The following is a 20256-nucleotide window of genomic DNA, read 5'->3' as shown; positions in this document are numbered from 1 at the left end:
CACTTTTGAAGAGTTATATGAAGAACGCACTGAGTATTGTTACTGAATTGGTTCGCCTGGGTGGACGCGTCTATGTGGAGGATGGCCGCTTGAAGACAGCAGCGCCGCCGGGAGTGATTACCGCGGCGCTCAGTGCGGCAATTCGTGCCCACAAAGAGGAGTTGATGGTGCTTCTTGGCAGCGCGCGCGACGAAGCGCTGAGCCAGGATGCGCCCATCTTGCGCCGCGGGCCCGGACGGGCGCTGTTGTCGCATGGCCAGCAGCGCCTGTGGCTGATCGACCAGATGGGTGACGGGGCGAGCGTGCAATACCATATGCCGACGGTACTCGAACTGCGGGGCGAGTTGAATGTGGCGCTGCTGCAGCAGGCGCTGCTGCTGGTGGTGCAGCGCCATGAAGTGCTGCGCACGACCTATGCCAGCGATGGCGATCAGGCATGGCAGGAAGTGCAGGAAGTGGCCACCTTGGCCCTGCCGGTGCTGGCGGTGGAAGATGAGACGGCACTGGCTGCGGCCATCGAAGCGGAAGTGGGGCGGCCGTTCAATCTGCGCTGCGAGTTGCCATTGCGCGCGCAATTGCTGCGCCTGGCCCCGCAGCGCCATGTGCTGGTGCTGGTGCTGCACCATATTGCGTCGGACGGCTGGTCGGGCGTGATCGCGGTCACGGCATTCTGCGAAGCGTACGCGGCGCTGGTTGAGGACAGGGCGCCGGACTGGCAGGCGCTGCCGGTCCAGTATGCGGACTACGCCCACTGGCAGCGTGCCGCGCCGCAACAGGCGCGCCATGCGCAGCAACTGGTGTACTGGCAGCAGAAGCTGGCCTCCTTGCCGGAAGTGCACAGCCTGCCGCTGGACCATCCGCGTCCGGCGCAGCAGAGCTTCGAGGGTGCGTTGCTGCACAGCCGGCTCGATACGCAAGTGAGCAGCCGGCTGCGCGTGGTGTGCCGCGAACATGGGGCCACGTTGTTCATGGGCCTGCACGCGGCCTTGAGTGCCTTGCTGTCGCGCTATAGCGGCGCCAGCGATATCGTACTCGGCACGCCGGTGGCGAACCGAGAGCAGCCGGAGATCGCCGGCCTGATCGGCTTCTTTGTCAATACGCTGGTGCTGCGCGCCGAGCTGAGCGAGGAGATGAGTTTCAGCGCGCTGTTGCAGCAATGCCGCCAGACCAACCTGGAGGCGTATGCCAACCAGCAGTTGCCGTTTGACCGGCTGGTGGAGGCACTGCAGCCGCAGCGTTCGCTCAGCTATTCGCCGCTCTTCCAGGTGATGCTGTCGTTGCAGAACAATGAAGAAGAAAGCGGTTCGCTGCCCGGCCTGACGGTGTCGTCGCTGGCCACGCAGCATCGTACGGCGCAGTTCGACCTGACGCTTGACGCCGAAGAGGCCGTCGATGGCCTGCAGCTCAGTTGGGAATACAGCACCGACCTGTTCGATGCGGCCACGGTGGCGCGCTTCGCGGCCAGTTTCGCATTCCTGTTGAGCGCAATGCTGGAGCAGCTTGATGCGCCGATCGCCTCTCTTTCCTGCCTGCCGCCGGCAGAGCGATCACGTCTGCTGGCACTGAGCGGCAGGGATCTGGCGGGATCGACATCGCCGCTGCTGCCGGAGCGTTGCGCGCGGGTGGCGCGTCTGCATCCGGACCTGGTCGCCGTGGAAGATGGGGTGACATCGCTGTCGTACGGGGAACTGGAAGCGCGATCGAACCGGCTGGCCCATGCGCTGTTGCAGCGCGGCGTCGGGCGCGACGATTTCGTCGCGTTCTGCGTCGGGCGCAGCGTGCTGCTGCCGGTGGCGGCACTCGGGATCATGAAGGCGGGAGTGGCCTATATTCCGCTGACGGCCGAGGTACCTGCCGCACGCGTTGCCGATATCATCACTGACGCCAAGGTGCGCTGGCTGATCGCTGACGGCGAACAGCGTCATTTGCTCTCGGGATGCGGCGCCACGGTGCTGGACCTGGCCGAGTTGCTGGCTGATGAGACGGTGCCTGACACGGCTCCCGCGCTAGTGCTGCAGCCGCAACAGCTGGCGTATGCGACGTTTACGTCGGGAACAACCGGGCGTCCCAAAGGGGTGATGATCGAGCATGGCGGCCTCGCTGCCATCGGCGCGGCGTGGGACGAGGTCTACCAGTTGGACATGCAGGGCGACCGTTGGCTGCAGATGGCGAACGCCAATTTCGACGTATTTGCGGGGGATTTGGTGCGTACGCTCGGGTTTGGCAATACGCTGGTGATCTGTCCGCGCGCAGTGCTGCTCGATGCGCAGGCGCTGGCCGCCTGGCTGCATGACGAACGCATCACGGCGGCCGAATTCGTGCCGGCGGTGCTGCGCGAGTTATGCACTTATCTGGAAGAGAGTGCGTCAAGCGCGCCCCCGATGCGCTTGGTGGTGGTCGGTTCGGATAGCTGGTATGGGGCCGACCAGGCGCGGGTGCGGGCCGCATTCGGGGTAGCGATACGGCTGATGAATACTTACGGGGTGACGGAAGCGACCATCGACAGCAGCTACCACGAGGGGCAGGAGACCGAGCAGGGAATGGTGCCGATCGGGCGTCCGTTCGCAGGCAGTTGCCTGTATGTGCTCGACGCCGCGTTAGCGCTGGTGGCGCCCGGTGTCAAAGGTGAGCTGTGCATTGGCGGGCCGGGGGTGGCGCGCGGCTATCTGGGCTTGCCGGAACTCAGCGCCGAAAAATTCGTGCGCGACCCTTACAGCCCGTCGGCAGGAGCGCGGCTGTACCGTACGGGCGATCTGGCCCGCATACGCGCTGATGGGGTGATCGAACTGGTCGGGCGAGCGGACAACCAGATCAAGCTGCGCGGATTCAGGATCGAGTTGGGCGAAATCGAAACGGCCCTGCTGCAAATGGCCGGCATACGGCAGGCGGTGGTGACTGTGTACGAATCCCAGGCCGGCGAAAAGCGCCTGGCGGCGTATGTCGTGGCCGACGCACATACATGGTCGGCCGATGCGGTACGCGCGCAGTTGGCCAGCACGCTGCCGGACTATATGGTGCCCACGGCGCTGATGTGCCTCGCGGCCTTGCCGGTAACGTCAAACGGCAAGATCGATCGTAAGGCGCTCCCGGCGCCGACGATCGCGGCCGAACAGGCTTTCGTGGCGCCGGCAACGGCATGCGAACTATGGCTGGCGGATGTGTGGAGCAGTTTGCTCAAGCCAGGCCGGCCGGTGTCGGCCGTGGATAATTTCTTTGCGCTGGGCGGGCATTCGCTGCTGGCCATGCGCGTGATCGCCAAGGTGCGCCAGGAGCGTCAGGCGACCTTGCCGATCGCGGCCGTGTTCGAGGCGCAGACGCTGGCGGCGCTGGCACTGCGCATCGAGCAGGCCGGGCCAGCGGAGGTGCAGCCGATCGTGCGCTATGGCGCCGCCCGGGTGCCGTTGTCGCATGGACAGCAACGCCTGTGGCTGATCGACCAGATGGGCGGCGGGGCGAGCGTGCAATACCATATGCCGATGGCGCTCGAACTGGGAGGCGAGTTGAATGTGGCGCTGCTGCAGCAGGCGCTGCTGCTGGTGGTGCAGCGCCATGAAGTGCTGCGCACGACCTATGCCAGCGATGGCGATCAGGCATGGCAGGAAGTGCAGGAAGTGGCCACCTTGGCCCTGCCGGTGCTGGCGGTGGAAGATGAGACGGCAATGGCGGCGGCCATCGAAGCGGAAGCGGAGCGGCCGTTCAACCTGCGCTGCGAGTTGCCATTGCGGGCGCAATTGCTGCGCCTGGCGCCGCAGCGCCATGTGCTGGTGCTGGTGCTGCACCATATTGCGTCGGACGGCTGGTCGGGCGCGATCGCGGTCGACGAGTGGTGCGAAGCGTACGCGGCGCTGGTTGAGGGCAGGGCGCCGGACTGGCAGGCGCTGCCGGTCCAGTATGCGGACTACGCCCACTGGCAGCGTGCCGCGCCGCAACAGGCGCGCCATGCGCAGCAACTGGTGTACTGGCAGCAGAAGCTGGCCTCCTTGCCGGAAGTGCACAGCCTGCCGCTGGACCATCCGCGTCCGGCGCAGCAGAGCTTCGAGGGTGCGTTGCTGCACAGCCGGCTCGATACGCAAGTGAGCAGCCGGCTGCGCGTGGTGTGCCGCGAACATGGGGCCACGTTGTTCATGGGCCTGCACGCGGCCTTGAGTGCCTTGCTGTCGCGCTATAGCGGCGCCAGCGATATCGTACTCGGCACGCCGGTGGCGAACCGAGAGCAGCCGGAGATCGCCGGCCTGATCGGCTTCTTTGTCAATACGCTGGTGCTGCGCGCCGAGCTGAGCGAGGAGATGAGTTTCAGCGCGCTGTTGCAGCAATGCCGCCAGACCAACCTGGAGGCGTATGCCAACCAGCAGTTGCCGTTTGACCGGCTGGTGGAGGCACTGCAGCCGCAGCGTTCGCTCAGCTATTCGCCGCTCTTCCAGGTGATGCTGTCGTTGCAGAACAATGAAGAAGAAAGCGGTTCGCTGCCCGGCCTGACGGTGTCGTCGCTGGCCACGCAGCATCGCACGGCGCAGTTCGACCTGACGCTTGACGCCGAAGAGGCCGTCGATGGCCTGCAGCTCAGTTGGGAATACAGCACCGACCTGTTCGATGCGGCCACGGTGGCGCGCTTCGCGGCCAGTTTCGCATTCCTGTTGAGCGCAATGCTGGAACAGCTTGATGCGCCGATCGCCTCTCTTTCCTGCCTGCCGCCGGCAGAGCGATCACGTCTGCTGGCACTGAGCGGCAGGGACCTGGCGGGATCGACATCGCCGCTGCTGCCGGAGCGTTGCGCGCGGGTGGCGCGTCTGCATCCGGACCTGGTCGCCGTGGAAGATGGGGTGACATCGCTGTCGTACGGGGAACTGGAAGCGCGATCGAACCGGCTGGCCCATGCGCTGTTGCAGCGCGGCGTCGGGCGCGACGATTTCGTCGCGTTCTGCGTCGGGCGCAGCGTGCTGCTGCCGGTGGCGGCACTCGGGGTCATGAAGGCGGGAGCGGCCTATATTCCGCTGACGGCCGAGGTACCTGCCGCACGCGTTGCCGATATCATCACTGACGCCAAGGTGCGCTGGCTGATCGCTGACGGCGAACAGCGTCATTTGCTCTCGGGATGCGGCGCCACGGTGCTGGACCTGGCCGAGTTGCTGGCTGATGAGACGGTGCCTGACACGGCTCCCGCGCTAGTGCTGCAGCCGCAACAGCTGGCGTATGCGACGTTTACGTCGGGAACAACCGGGCGTCCCAAAGGGGTGATGATCGAGCATGGCGGCCTCGCTGCCATCGGCGCGGCGTGGGACGAGGTCTACCAGTTGGACATGCAGGGCGACCGTTGGCTGCAGATGGCGAACGCCAATTTCGACGTATTTGCGGGGGATTTGGTGCGTACGCTCGGGTTTGGCAATACGCTGGTGATCTGTCCGCGCGCAGTGCTGCTCGATGCGCAGGCGCTGGCCGCCTGGCTGCATGACGAACGCATCACGGCGGCCGAATTCGTGCCGGCGGTGCTGCGCGAGTTATGCACTTATCTGGAAGAGAGTGCGTCAAGCGCGCCCCCGATGCGCTTGGTGGTGGTCGGTTCGGATAGCTGGTATGGGGCCGACCAGGCGCGGGTGCGGGCCGCATTCGGGGTAGCGATACGGCTGATGAATACTTACGGGGTGACGGAAGCGACCATCGACAGCAGCTACCACGAGGGGCAGGAGACCGAGCAGGGAATGGTGCCGATCGGGCGTCCGTTCGCAGGCAGTTGCCTGTATGTGCTCGACGCCGCGTTAGCGCTGGTGGCGCCCGGTGTCAAAGGTGAGCTGTGCATTGGCGGGCCGGGGGTGGCGCGCGGCTATCTGGGCTTGCCGGAACTCAGCGCCGAAAAATTCGTGCGCGACCCTTACAGCCCGTCGGCAGGAGCGCGGCTGTACCGTACGGGCGATCTGGCCCGCATACGTGCTGATGGGGTGATCGAACTGGTCGGGCGAGCGGACAACCAGATCAAGCTGCGCGGATTCAGGATCGAGTTGGGCGAAATCGAAACGGCCCTGCTGCAAATGGCCGGCATACGGCAGGCGGTGGTGACTGTGTACGAATCCCAGGCCGGCGAAAAGCGCCTGGCGGCGTATGTCGTGGCCGACGCACATACATGGTCGGCCGATGCGGTACGCGCGCAGTTGGCCAGCACGCTGCCGGACTATATGGTGCCCACGGCGCTGATGTGCCTCGCGGCCTTGCCGGTAACGTCAAACGGCAAGATCGATCGTAAGGCGCTCCCGGCGCCGACGATCGCGGCCGAACAGGCTTTCGTGGCGCCGGCAACGGCATGCGAACTATGGCTGGCGGATGTGTGGAGCAGTTTGCTCAAGCCAGGCCGGCCGGTGTCGGCCGTGGATAATTTCTTTGCGCTGGGCGGGCATTCGCTGCTGGCCATGCGCGTGATCGCCAAGGTACGCCAGGAGCGTCAGGCGACCTTGCCGATCGCGGCCGTGTTCGAGGCGCAGACGCTGGCGGCGCTGGCACTGCGCATCGAGCAGGCCGGGCCAGCGGAGGCGCAGCCCATCTTGCGCCGCGGACCCGGACGGGCGCCGTTGTCGCATGGCCAGCAACGCCTGTGGCTGATCGACCAGATGGGCGGCGGGGCGAGCGTGCAATACCATATGCCGATGGCGCTCGAACTGGGGGGCGAATTGAATGTGGCGCTGCTGCAGCAGGCGCTGCTGCTGGTGGTGCAGCGCCATGAAGTGCTGCGCACGACCTATGCCAGCGATGGCGATCAGGCATGGCAGGAAGTGCAGGAAGTGGCCACCTTGGCCCTGCCGGTGCTGGCGGTGGAAGATGAGACGGCAATGGCGGCGGCCATCGAAGCGGAAGCGGAGCGGCCGTTCAACCTGCGCTGCGAGTTGCCATTGCGGGCGCAATTGCTGCGCCTGGCGCCGCAGCGCCATGTGCTGGTGCTGGTGCTGCACCATATTGCGTCGGACGGCTGGTCGGGCGCGATCGCGGTCGACGAGTGGTGCGAAGCGTACGCGGCGCTGGTTGAGGGCAGGGCGCCGGACTGGCAGGCGCTGCCGGTCCAGTATGCGGACTACGCCCACTGGCAGCGTGCCGCGCCGCAACAGGCGCGCCATGCGCAGCAACTGGTGTACTGGCAGCAGAAGCTGGCCTCCTTGCCGGAAGTGCACAGCCTGCCGCTGGACCATCCGCGTCCGGCGCAGCAGAGCTTCGAGGGTGCGTTGCTGCACAGCCGGCTCGATACGCAAGTGAGCAGCCGGCTGCGCGTGGTGTGCCGCGAACATGGGGCCACGTTGTTCATGGGCCTGCACGCGGCCTTGAGTGCCTTGCTGTCGCGCTATAGCGGCGCCAGCGATATCGTACTCGGCACGCCGGTGGCGAACCGAGAGCAGCCGGAGATCGCCGGCCTGATCGGCTTCTTTGTCAATACGCTGGTGCTGCGCGCCGAGCTGAGCGAGGAGATGAGTTTCAGCGCGCTGTTGCAGCAATGCCGCCAGACCAACCTGGAGGCGTATGCCAACCAGCAGTTGCCGTTTGACCGGCTGGTGGAGGCACTGCAGCCGCAGCGTTCGCTCAGCTATTCGCCGCTCTTCCAGGTGATGCTGTCGTTGCAGAACAATGAAGAAGAAAGCGGTTCGCTGCCCGGCCTGACGGTGTCGTCGCTGGCCACGCAGCATCGTACGGCGCAGTTCGACCTGACGCTTGACGCCGAAGAGGCCGTCGATGGCCTGCAGCTCAGTTGGGAATACAGCACCGACCTGTTCGATGCGGCCACGGTGGCGCGCTTCGCGGCCAGTTTCGCATTCCTGTTGAGCGCAATGCTGGAGCAGCTTGATGCGCCGATCGCCTCTCTTTCCTGCCTGCCGCCGGCAGAGCGATCACGTCTGCTGGCACTGAGCGGCAGGGATCTGGCGGGATCGACATCGCCGCTGCTGCCGGAGCGTTGCGCGCGGGTGGCGCGTCTGCATCCGGACCTGGTCGCCGTGGAAGATGGGGTGACATCGCTGTCGTACGGGGAACTGGAAGCGCGATCGAACCGGCTGGCCCATGCGCTGTTGCAGCGCGGCGTCGGGCGCGACGATTTCGTCGCGTTCTGCGTCGGGCGCAGCGTGCTGCTGCCGGTGGCGGCACTCGGGATCATGAAGGCGGGAGTGGCCTATATTCCGCTGACGGCCGAGGTACCTGCCGCACGCGTTGCCGATATCATCACTGACGCCAAGGTGCGCTGGCTGATCGCTGACGGCGAACAGCGTCATTTGCTCTCGGGATGCGGCGCCACGGTGCTGGACCTGGCCGAGTTGCTGGCTGATGAGACGGTGCCTGACACGGCTCCCGCGCTAGTGCTGCAGCCGCAACAGCTGGCGTATGCGACGTTTACGTCGGGAACAACCGGGCGTCCCAAAGGGGTGATGATCGAGCATGGCGGCCTCGCTGCCATCGGCGCGGCGTGGGACGAGGTCTACCAGTTGGACATGCAGGGCGACCGTTGGCTGCAGATGGCGAACGCCAATTTCGACGTATTTGCGGGGGATTTGGTGCGTACGCTCGGGTTTGGCAATACGCTGGTGATCTGTCCGCGCGCAGTGCTGCTCGATGCGCAGGCGCTGGCCGCCTGGCTGCATGACGAACGCATCACGGCGGCCGAATTCGTGCCGGCGGTGCTGCGCGAGTTATGCGCTTATCTGGAAGAGAGTGCGTCAAGCGCGCCCCCGATGCGTTTGGTGGTGGTCGGTTCGGATAGCTGGTATGGGGCCGACCAGGCGCGGGTGCGGGCCGCATTCGGGGTAGGGATACGGCTGATGAATACTTACGGGGTGACGGAAGCGACCATCGACAGCAGTTACCACGAGGGGCAGGAGGCCGAGCAGGGAATGGTGCCGATCGGGCGTCCGTTCGCAGGCAGTTGCCTGTATGTGCTCGACGCCGCGTTAGCGCTGGTGGCGCCCGGTGTCAAAGGTGAGCTGTGCATTGGCGGGCCGGGGGTGGCGCGCGGCTATTTGGGCTTGCCGGAACTCAGCGCCGAAAAATTCGTGCGCGACCCTTACAGCCCGTCGGCAGGAGCGCGGCTGTACCGTACGGGCGATCTGGCCCGCATACGCGCTGATGGGGTGATCGAACTGGTCGGGCGAGCGGACAACCAGATCAAGCTGCGCGGATTCAGGATCGAGTTGGGCGAAATCGAAACGGCCCTGCTGCAAATGGCCGGCATACGGCAGGCGGTGGTGACTGTGTACGAATCCCAGGCCGGCGAAAAGCGCCTGGCGGCGTATGTCGTGGCCGACGCGCATACATGGTCGGCCGATGCGGTACGCGCGCAGTTGGCCAGCACGCTGCCGGACTATATGGTGCCCACGGCGCTGATGTGCCTCGCGGCCTTGCCGGTAACGTCAAACGGCAAGATCGATCGTAAGGCGCTCCCGGCGCCGACGATCGCGGCCGAACAGGCTTTCGTGGCGCCGGCAACGGCATGCGAACTATGGCTGGCGGATGTGTGGAGCAGTTTGCTCAAGCCAGGCCGGCCGGTGTCGGCCATGGATAATTTCTTTGCGCTGGGCGGGCACTCGCTGCTGGCCATGCGCGTGATCGCCAAGGTGCGCCAGGAGCGTCAGGCGACCTTGCCGATCGCGGCCGTGTTCGAGGCGCAGACGCTGGCGGCGCTGGCACTGCGCATCGAGCAGGCCGGGCCAGCGGAGGTGCAGCCGATCGTGCGCTATGGCGCCGCCCGGGTGCCGTTGTCGCATGGCCAGCAACGCCTGTGGCTGATCGACCAGATGGGCGGCGGGGCGAGCGTGCAATACCATATGCCGATGGCGCTCGAACTGGGGGGCGAGTTGAATGTGGCGCTGCTGCAGCAGGCGCTGCTGCTGGTGGTGCAGCGCCATGAAGTGCTGCGCACGACCTATGCCAGCGATGGCGATCAGGCATGGCAGGAAGTGCAGGAAGTGGCCACCTTGGCCCTGCCGGTGCTGGCGGTGGAAGATGAGACGGCACTGGCGGCGGCCATCGAAGCGGAAGCGGAGCGGCCGTTCAACCTGCGCTGCGAGTTGCCATTACGCGCGCAATTGCTGCGCCTGGCGCCGCAGCGCCATGTGCTGGTGCTGGTGCTGCACCATATTGCGTCGGACGGCTGGTCGGGCGCGATCGCGGTCGACGAGTGGTGCGAAGCGTACGCGGCGCTGGTTGAGGACAGGGCGCCGGACTGGCAGGCGCTGCCGGTCCAGTATGCAGACTACGCCCACTGGCAGCGTGCCGCGCCGCAACAGGCGCGCCATGCGCAGCAACTGGTGTACTGGCAGCAGAAGCTGGCCTCCTTGCCGGAAGTGCACAGCCTGCCGCTGGACCATCCGCGTCCGGCGCAGCAGAGCTTCGAGGGTGCGCTGCTGCACAGCCGGCTCGATACGCAAGTGAGCAGCCGGCTGCGCGCGGTGTGCCGCGAACACGGGGCCACGTTGTTCATGGGCCTGCACGCGGCCTTGAGCGCCTTGCTGTCGCGCTATAGCGGCGCCAGCGATATTGTGCTCGGCACGCCGGTGGCGAACCGAGAGCAGCCGGAGATCGCCGGCCTGATCGGCTTCTTTGTCAATACGCTGGTGCTGCGCGCCGAGCTGAGCGAGGAGATGAGTTTCAGCGCGCTGTTGCAGCAATGCCGCCAGACCAACCTGGAGGCGTATGCCAACCAGCAGTTGCCGTTTGACCGGCTGGTGGAGGCACTGCAGCCGCAGCGTTCCCTCAGCTATTCGCCGCTCTTCCAGGTGATGCTGTCGTTGCAGAACAATGAAGAAGAAAGCGGTTCGCTGCCCGGCCTGACGGTGTCGTCGCTGGCCACGCAGCAGCGCACGGCGCAGTTCGACCTGATGCTGAACGTGGAAGAGGACGAGGACGGCCTGCAGCTCAGTTGGGAATACAGCACCGACCTGTTCGATGCGGCCACGGTGGCGCGCATGGCGGGCAGTTTCGTCTGTTTGCTGGAAGACGCCCTGGCGAACCCGCAGCGCGCACTCGACACGCTGCTGCTGATGGCGCCTGCCGAACGCGAACGCTTGCTGGAACCAGGGCGGGCGACGCAATCGCCGGCGCCGGCGCAGTGCCTGCACCAGCTATTTGCGGCGCAGGCATTGGCCACGCCGCAGGCGGTGGCCTTGACCGATGGCGAGCGTCACTGGACCTATGCCGAACTGGAGGCAGCATCGAACCAGTTGGCGCACCGCCTGCTGGCGGCGGGCGCGGCGCCCGGCACGCGCATCGGGCTGTGCCTGGAACGCTCGGGCGAAGTGGTGCAGGCGATCCTGGCCATACTTAAATGCGGGGCGGCCTACGTCCCGCTCGACCCGATCTACCCGGCGGAGCGGATCGCCTACATGCTTGACGATGCCGCGGTGACGCTGGTGGTGGCGCAGGTGGCTACGCGAGCAAGCGCCGGCGCCGGCGTGGTGGTGCTGCTTGATGACGCCGCCGATGGCGCCTGGCCAGCGCACGCGCCGCAAGTGGCGATGTCGGCGACCGCGCAGGCATACGTGATCTACACCTCCGGTTCGACCGGCAAGCCGAAAGGCGTCATGGTGTCGCACGCGAACGTGGCGCGGTTGCTGACCAGTACCGAAGGCTGGTTCGGTTTCGGCGCGGCCGATACCTGGTGCCTGTTCCACTCCTACGCCTTCGATTTTTCGGTCTGGGAAATCTGGGGTGCGTTGCTGCACGGCGGACGCCTGGTGGTGGTGCCGCGCGCAGTGGCGCAATCGACGCCGGAGTTTTACCAACTGGTGCACGAGCAGGGCGTGACGGTGCTGAACCAGACGCCGACGGCGTTCTACGCCTTCATGGAAGAAGACCGGCAGGTGCAAGCGCCCCTGGCGCTACGCTGGGTGGTTTTCGGGGGCGAGGCCCTGGCGCTGGACAAGCTGCTGCCATGGTTCGAGCTGCATGCCGACACGGCTCCGCAGCTGGTCAACATGTACGGCATTACCGAGACCACGGTGCACGTGACGTACCGTGCGATCAGCCGGGCCGATGCCCAGGCCAACCGCGGCAGCCTGATCGGCCGTCCGATTCCGGACTTGACGCTATGGCTGCTCGACCGGCACGGGGAACCGGTGCCAACCGGTGTGGTGGGCGAACTGTGTGTCGGCGGTTCGGGGGTGGCTGAAGGTTACCTGAATCGTCCGGAACTGACGGCCGAGCGTTTCGTGCCGCATCCGGCGCTGGCGGCAGGCGAACGTTTGTACCGCTCGGGTGACCTGGCGCGGATGACGGCAGACGGCGAGCTTGAATATCTTGGACGGGGCGACCATCAGGTGAAGATCCGTGGTTTCCGCATCGAACTCGGTGAAATCGAGTCGGCCTTGCGCGGTTGCGAAGGTGTCGACGATGCAGTGGTATTGGCTGGAAAGGGCTCTGCCGGACAGGTCCGCCTGGTTGCCTACGTGCTCAATGCGCAGGCGGCGATCGACAGCACGCCGTTGCGGGCACAGCTTGGCCAGAGCCTGCCCGACTACATGGTGCCGTCGATCTTTACGGCCGTGGCGGCATGGCCGCTGACGGCCAATGGCAAGCTCGACGTGAAGGCGCTGCCTGACGCCCGCGAGAGTTTTCAAGTTGAGTATCTCGCACCCCGCACGGAGCTGGAAGTAAAACTCGCCGCAATTTGGGCTGAGATACTTGAACTGGAACAGGTCTCCGTGACAGCGAACTTCTTTGCGCAGGGTGGTGATTCAATCCGGGCTGTAAGGCTCATTGCACGCTGCGGCCAGGACGGGTTCGCGCTGGCCGTACGCGACCTTTTTGCTTATCAGTCAATCGAACTGATGGCCAATGCGATTTCATCGCGCTCGACTGCAATCACACACGTCGCGGCCGACGCAGGTCCGTTCAGTTTGCTAACGCCGGAGGAGCGAGTGCTCATGGACTTGGCCAGGTATGAAGATGGCTATCCTTTGACGCAGCTTCAGGAGGGGATGGTCTTCCACAACCAGCGAGATGGTGACTATTTGATCATCGACAGCGTGAAGCTAGAACGGCCATGGTCCGAATCAGCATTGCAGGAAGCTTTGACAGGGATGATGGCGCGCCATGAAATATTGCGGACGGTTTTCGACTATGACATCGGCGACCGACCACTGCAACTGGTGTTGCGCGATGCGCCGTTGCCACTGCACGTGCATGATTGGCGTCATCTAGGCGCGACAGAAAGCGAAGCGAAGTTTGCAACTTGGTACGAGTGCCAGGTTGCCAATACTGCCGTTTTCGATGGCAAGGAACCGTTGTGGCGTATCGATGTGCACTGCGTGTCGGATGCTGTTTTCCATTACACGCTCATTCACCACCACGCGATATTGGACGGCTGGAGCGTTTCCTCTTTTAATACAGAGTTGTTCCAACGTTATCTGGAAGTTCAGCGTCTGTTGCCGGAAACCGAAAGGACGTCACTGCCGCCGTATCGGCATTACGTCGCTGAAGAACTTGCAAGCTTAGCCGATCCAAAGGCACGCGCATTCTGGGAGAAAATGATAGCGTCCGCCACCCTGCCAACATGGGAGGCAGGCAAGCGTTTTTCCGCGCAGAGCGCGCATGTTGATCTCTCGACGCGTGGCGAACAGCTTCGCGCACTGTGTGCACGGCTAGGGGTCGCGCCAAGGACAGTATTGCTGGCCGTTTACCTCAAGGTGCTCGCCTTCCTTAACGGAGCCGAATCGATAACCAGCAGCGTCACCGGCCACGGCCGCCTTGAAGTGGCTGGCGCCGATCGCAGCTTGGGCTTGTTTTTGTCAACACTACCGATTTGTACGAGTGTCGACCAATCTAGCTGGTCTGTATTAATCTCGGCCGTCGATAGTGAACTTCAGCAAGCATGGAATTACCGGCATTACCCGGTCTCCCAGCTTCAAAGGGATAGCGGCGTCGATTTATCCGCGGCGTTGTTCAACTACACGGATTTTCATGTGTATGACGGAGTCAATGGCGATGGTATCAGTGGCATGGATACCTTCGAAGTGACAAATTATCGTCTGTTGTGCCACTGGACGCATGATCCACGGCGGGGCCAGTTGAATCTGAGCATCAGCGCCGATGCGGGACTCTATTCCACTGAAGCATTGCAGCGCGTTATGATCAATTTTGAGCGTGCACTTGACGCGGCCCTGATTTACACCGATGAACCTGTTTGGACAGCAAGCCTGATGGCGCCTGCCGAACGCGAACGTTTGCTGGACCTGGGGCGGGCGACGCAATCGCCGGCGCCGTCGCAGTGCCTGCACCAGCTATTTGCGGCGCAGGCATTGGCCACGCCGCAGGCGGTGGCCTTGACCGATGGCGAGCGTCACTGGACCTATGCCGAACTGGAGGCAGCATCGAACCAGTTGGCGCACCGCCTGCTGGCGGCGGGCGCGGCGCCCGGCACGCGCATCGGGCTGTGCCTGGAACGCTCGGGCGAAGTGGTGCAGGCGATCCTGGCCATACTTAAATGCGGGGCGGCCTACGTCCCGCTCGACCCGATCTACCCGGCGGAGCGGATCGCCTACATGCTTGACGATGCCGCGGTGACGCTGGTGGTGGCGCAGGTGGCTACGCGAGCAAGCGCCGGCGCCGGCGTGGTGGTGCTGCTTGATGACGCCGCCGATGGCGCCTGGCCAGCGCACGCGCCGCAAGTGGCGATGTCGGCGACCGCGCAGGCATACGTGATCTACACCTCCGGTTCGACCGGCAAGCCGAAAGGCGTCATGGTGTCGCACGCGAACGTGGCGCGGTTGCTGACCAGTACCGAAGGCTGGTTCGGTTTCGGCGCGGCCGATACCTGGTGCCTGTTCCACTCCTACGCCTTCGATTTTTCGGTCTGGGAAATCTGGGGTGCGTTGCTGCACGGCGGACGCCTGGTGGTGGTGCCGCGCGCAGTGGCGCAATCGACGCCGGAGTTTTACCAACTGGTGCACGAGCAGGGCGTGACGGTGCTGAACCAGACGCCGACGGCGTTCTACGCCTTCATGGAAGAAGACCGGCAGGTGCAAGCGCCCCTGGCGCTACGCTGGGTGGTTTTCGGGGGCGAGGCCCTGGCGCTGGACAAGCTGCTGCCATGGTTCGAGCTGCATGCCGACACGGCTCCGCAGCTGGTCAACATGTACGGCATTACCGAGACCACGGTGCACGTGACGTACCGTGCGATCAGCCGGGCCGATGCCCAGGCCAACCGCGGCAGCCTGATCGGCCGTCCGATTCCGGACTTGACGCTATGGCTGCTCGACCGGCACGGGGAACCGGTGCCAACCGGTGTGGTGGGCGAACTGTGTGTCGGCGGTTCGGGGGTGGCTGAAGGTTACCTGAATCGTCCGGAACTGACGGCCGAGCGTTTCGTGCCGCATCCGGCGCTGGCGGCAGGCGAACGTTTGTACCGCTCGGGTGACCTGGCGCGGATGACGGCAGACGGCGAGCTTGAATATCTTGGACGGGGCGACCATCAGGTGAAGATCCGTGGTTTCCGCATCGAACTCGGTGAAATCGAGTCGGCCTTGCGCGGTTGCGAAGGTGTCGACGATGCAGTGGTATTGGCTGGAAAGGGCTCTGCCGGACAGGTCCGCCTGGTTGCCTACGTGCTCAATGCGCAGGCGGCGATCGACAGCACGCCGTTGCGGGCACAGCTTGGCCAGAGCCTGCCCGACTACATGGTGCCGTCGATCTTTACGGCCGTGGCGGCATGGCCGCTGACGGCCAATGGCAAGCTCGACGTGAAGGCGCTGCCGCAGCCGGAGAGGGACGAGGAACGCGCATACGAGGCGCCGCAGGGCGATGTCGAACAAGAGCTCTCGGACGTATGGACAGCTTTGCTGAAGGTGGATCGCGTGGGCCGGAACGACCACTTCTTTTCAATGGGAGGGGACTCGCTGTTGGCGATGCGATTTGCCAGTCATTGCCGTAAGGCCGGCTTGCCCATTGCGGTGCGTGACATTTTTGTGGCGCCAACGATTCAAATGCTTGCCGTTCGAGTCATCAATTCCCGTGCTGCTGTTACTCAGGAAGAATAAATAGGACTATATTTATATGTCGAAATCAATATTGCTTGGCCGTCGCCGGAGGCTTGTCTTGTGCGCTTTGCTGTGCGCTGGTTCTGCAACAGTCAACGTGCTGTTACTGGACTTCATCAGGAGGCAGATTGCGGGTAAGGGCAATTCTCCGGTTCCGGAATGGATGGTGACGCATTTGATGGACGTTGCCGGCCTGTTCATGGTATTTCTGGTCGCCAGTGCCATGATGGCCATCATTTTCACCGATGCAATCGCTCCAATTCGCACCGCGCTACTACATGGCCTTCTTGCGACCAGGTGTCCAGTGGTTGAAAAAACAGGCCAAGCTGCTTTGCCGGGCGTCGTGCCCGGCGACGCCGAGAACCAGGCCAATGACTTGTCGGATGCGCCACAGTTCCTGATGCATTTCGTAACGGGTATGGTTTGTTTTTCCTACCTTGCTTGGCTGTCCCCTTTTGCCTTCGCATGCTTCCTGGGAACCGTCGTGCTTGGTCTGATGCTGACAACGGACATCCTTCATCTCTGCGCCCGCAAGCATGAAGAATGCCGAGGCTTGAAAGACCGCGACCACAAGCACCTGCATGCATTGTTTGACGCCGCCAAGGAACTTGCAACGCACCTTTCCCGTCGTCGGTATTTTACGAACCGGGAGCTGTTGCCGTCCGTAAACTTGCTCAAGCGCACGCAAATGCGCTACGACCTGTACCGCCATCTGGGCGAAGTCTGGACCAGCGTCGGCCATTCCTTGTTCCGGGAATGGCGCTGGCTGAAATCCAGTGCGCATCTCCGCATGTCGTCAGTCCGGCCATCAGTTACTTTGTCACCATCCCTTTTGTGGCCGGGGCGGCCGGCCTCGCTGTCGGGATGGTGTCCACCATTTCACGGGCAAAAGTGGCGGCACGCGTGATCGCGCGTATGAACATGGATGACGTCTGCACGCCAGCGGCGCTTGAGCAGCGCGGCCAATCGCCGGCGATGTCCGCGATGGCGGCAAATCGGCTTCTATGCCGTCAACATGCCGACTGGCGCACGACAATAATTTTGTAAACAATCCGACGCAGGCCACCTGCTTTGCGTCGCACTTAAGGGAATGACATGACTATGTTAAATGGAATTTTTACGCCTTCTCCACGCCCGCATGCATCGCTGCGTTTATTTTGCCTGCCTTATGCGGGAGGCAGTTCGAGCACCTACTTGAATTGGCAAAAAAATCTCGACGCGCATGTGGAGCTGGTGTGTGTCGAGCCGCCTGGACGCGGCACTCGATTCGATGAGGCGCCCGTCGACCGCGTCGACCGCCTGGTGGAGCTATTGAGCGCTGAAATGCAGTCCTGGCTCGACCGGCCGTTTGGCATCTTTGGACATAGCAACGGCGCGCTTGTCGGTTTTGAGCTTGCTCGCCGGTTGCAGGAGATGGGGAAAAGTCCGGCTATCTTCTTCGCATCGGCCAAGAAGGCGCCATCCCGCTTGGAGGAAGCGCGTTTGCATCTCATGTCCGATGCGGACCTGATTGAGGAGCTGCGAATTAGTGGCGATACGCCAGATGAATTTTTTGAAACGCCCGAGTTGATCGATCTGTTTCTGCCCCCGCTGCGAGCCGACTTTGCGTTGAGCGAAACGTATGTGTATGCACCTGGACCCTTGCTGTCGGGCGAATTGGTGATGCTTTCCGGATCGGACGATGAGACCATGACACGGCAGGACCGTAGCGCGTGGTCGCGCGAATTTAGCGGTGAGCAAAGCTGGTGCGAAATCCCGGGCGGCCACTTCTTTATCGAAGAAAGCCCGAGGCACGTATTTGACGCGCTTAATAAATCGCTATCGGCGTTCCATGTGGCGCCTAATGTCCCCTAATTTTTTGGACAGTCGTATTTTTTGGTAAACTTTGCCACTCGTGGCGCTTTACGGGCTGTAGGTCAAGTTCGAAAAATGCCGAATGTCGACATTCATTGGCTTACGATACATGCCGCTGATGCGCTCGCGGCTGTCGGCCGCGCGCGCGGTGGCCAGTGAATTTGTTGGAGGGAGAGTGGGAATGCAGTTGACGCAACAAGAGCAGTTACTGAAACACAGCCAGGCAGGCTTCGACGCCTACTATGACGCGCTGGGGGCGTCGCTGGTGAGTTTCGTCGAGCGTCTGGGCATCCAGCCCGCGCACGAAGTATTGACGAACGCGGCCGAATACCTGCCGTACATCGATGCGGCCATGCGCACCATCGTCATCCGTGACGAGAGCTGGCAATGGGTGAAAACCATGCTCGGCTACTTTATCGGCGAATACTTCGTGCAAGGCCATGCAGGCTGCTGGTATGTGGAAACGCGGGCGGAATCGCCGCATTTTTGCCGCATTATGGTGGGGGGCTTCGAGCATGGCTTGCCGCCTGACGCAGCCATCGATCCGGAACAGCTGGCGCTCGATTTCCTGGCGCAGGCGGTGCCGCGCGAGCTGGCGAAACTCATTGAGGATGCGCAAGCCAGGCTGTGCTGAATTACCGTCGATAAGGATGCTGGATGAAATGGATGTGCTGTCTGAGGCTGGCGCGCTGGTGCATGCCAGCCATTTCCTTTCTGCTCGTCGGTGCGGTGCCGCCGGCTTTTTCTCAGGCCGGCGGCAATACCGCGTTTGAAACGGATCGCGCATTCGATGCCGGTTCGGGCATCGCGCTCGATGCCGTGACACCCGTGCAGGTCGACAACCTCGCCATGCTCGGCAAGGTATGGGGTTTCCTGAAATACCATCATCCGTTGATCACCGCGGGTGGACGGCAGTGGGACTACGAGCTCTTGCGCATCATGCCCCGCATGCTGGCCGCGCCTGACAGAGCGGCGTGCGATGCCGTGCTGCAGGACTGGATCGCCGGCCTGGGCAAGCTTGCCGGCTGCGACCCATGTGCCGTCCCGGCGCAAGGCGAGCTGCATCTGCGTCCCGCACTGCAATGGCTGGATGATGAGAGCTTGCTGGGCGCCGGCTTGCGCGCCGATCTGCGGCACATTTATCTGCGCCGGCCGGCGTCGGGCAGCCAGTTTTATCTGCGCTTGCACGAGCAGGTGGGCAATCCTGTCTTTGAGCATGAGCCAGCCTATCCGGACCTGATGTTGCCCGATGCCGGCTTTCAGTTGCTGGCCTTGTTTCGCTTCTGGAATATCATCGAATACTGGGCGCCCTACCGCGATATGACAGGCGAAAACTGGGATGACGTCCTGCGCCAGTCGCTGCCGCGCATCGCGCTGGCCAGGGACCGCGCCAGCTATCAGCTGGAAATGATGGCCGTGATCGCGCGCCTGCACGATACCCACACCAATCTGTGGAGTTCGCTGCACGTGCGTCCGCCCGTGGGGCAATGCCAGCTGCCAGTCAAACTCCGCTTCATCGACGATAGCGCCGTGGTGGTGGGCCACCGGGAAGCCGGAGCGGCGACGCGATTGCAGGTCGGCGATGTCATTGCCAGCGTCGATGGCGTGCCGGTGGCGCAACTGGTGACCGCCTGGCGGCCCTACTATGCTGCTTCGAATGAAGCGGCGCGGCTGCGCGACATGGCTGGCAAGCTGACGGCTGGCGCTTGCGGTGAAGCCCGGCTGCAGATACGCCGCGGGCTGGAGGAGGTGGAACTGACGGCGCAGCGCGTGTCAGCCGGGCGGCAAGCGGGTGCGGACACGCATGACAGGGAAGGGAAAACGTTCCAGCGCCTGGGCGACAATATCGCCTACCTCAAGCTGTCGACCCTCAAGCGGGCCGACGTGGCGGCGCAGATGGCGGCGGCGGCGGGCAGCCGCGGCCTGATTATCGATATACGCAATTACCCGAGCGAGTTTGTCGTCTTTGCCCTGGGTGCCTACCTGGTCGACCGGCCCACGGAGTTTGCCCGCTTTACCAAGGGCGACCCTGGCAATCCCGGCGCCTTCCACTGGACCGGGACCGAGGTCTTGCGCCCGCAGGCGCCGCACTATGCGGGCAAGGTCATGCTGCTGGTCGATGAAGTCAGCCAGAGCCGCGCCGAATACACGGCCATGGCCTTGCGCGTGGCGCCGCGCGCGAAGGTGGTCGGCAGCACCACGGCTGGCGCGGATGGCAATAGTTCGCCGTTTTCGCTGCCCGGCGGCTTGAGCACCCTGATCAGCGGCATCGGCATATTTTATCCGGACCGGCGCCCCACGCAGCGCGTGGGCATCATCCCGGATATCGAGGTCAGGCCCACGCTTGCCGGCATACGCGCCGGGCGTGACGAGGTGCTGGAGGCAGCCATTGCCGAGATACGCCGGCAATAGC

At 63.7% G+C, this 20256-nt stretch carries 5 protein-coding genes; all 5 read left to right on the top strand.

Annotation, left to right across the window (positions count from 1 at the left end; all coding sequences use genetic code 11):
- Window positions 1-17: 17 nt before the first annotated feature.
- The 5 genes from BZG29_RS19790 to BZG29_RS19765 all read left to right on the top strand — a co-directional run bounded on the left by BZG29_RS19790 (window position 18) and on the right by BZG29_RS19765 (window position 20255).
- Window positions 18-15989, top strand: a complete 15972-nt coding sequence (locus BZG29_RS19790; RefSeq protein ID WP_077406650.1) for a non-ribosomal peptide synthetase — start codon at window positions 18-20, stop codon at window positions 15987-15989.
- 58 nt (window positions 15990-16047) lie between these two features.
- Window positions 16048-16896 (top strand): hypothetical protein, encoded by an 849-nt coding sequence (locus tag BZG29_RS27905; protein ID WP_150131006.1) that lies wholly within the window; start codon window positions 16048-16050, stop codon window positions 16894-16896.
- Window positions 16897-17084: 188 nt separating this feature from the next.
- Window positions 17085-17843, top strand: coding sequence for an alpha/beta fold hydrolase (locus tag BZG29_RS19775; protein ID WP_077406641.1), 759 nt, complete (start codon window positions 17085-17087; stop codon window positions 17841-17843).
- Window positions 17844-18024: 181 nt separating this feature from the next.
- Entirely contained in the window at window positions 18025-18477 is a 453-nt protein-coding gene (locus BZG29_RS19770; RefSeq protein WP_077406638.1) for a hypothetical protein, read from the top strand.
- A 62-nt stretch (window positions 18478-18539) separates the two neighbouring features.
- Window positions 18540-20255: a S41 family peptidase gene (locus BZG29_RS19765; protein WP_171985070.1), complete on the top strand. Its 1716-nt coding sequence runs from the start codon at window positions 18540-18542 to the stop codon at window positions 20253-20255.
- Window position 20256 lies beyond the last annotated feature (1 nt).

Source organism: Janthinobacterium sp. LM6 (assembly GCF_002002885.1).
GTDB classification, from domain to species: domain Bacteria; phylum Pseudomonadota; class Gammaproteobacteria; order Burkholderiales; family Burkholderiaceae_D; genus Janthinobacterium; species Janthinobacterium kumbetense.
The sequence above is the reverse complement of the archived record's forward strand: the minus strand, read 5'-3'. Positions and strand labels throughout refer to the sequence as shown.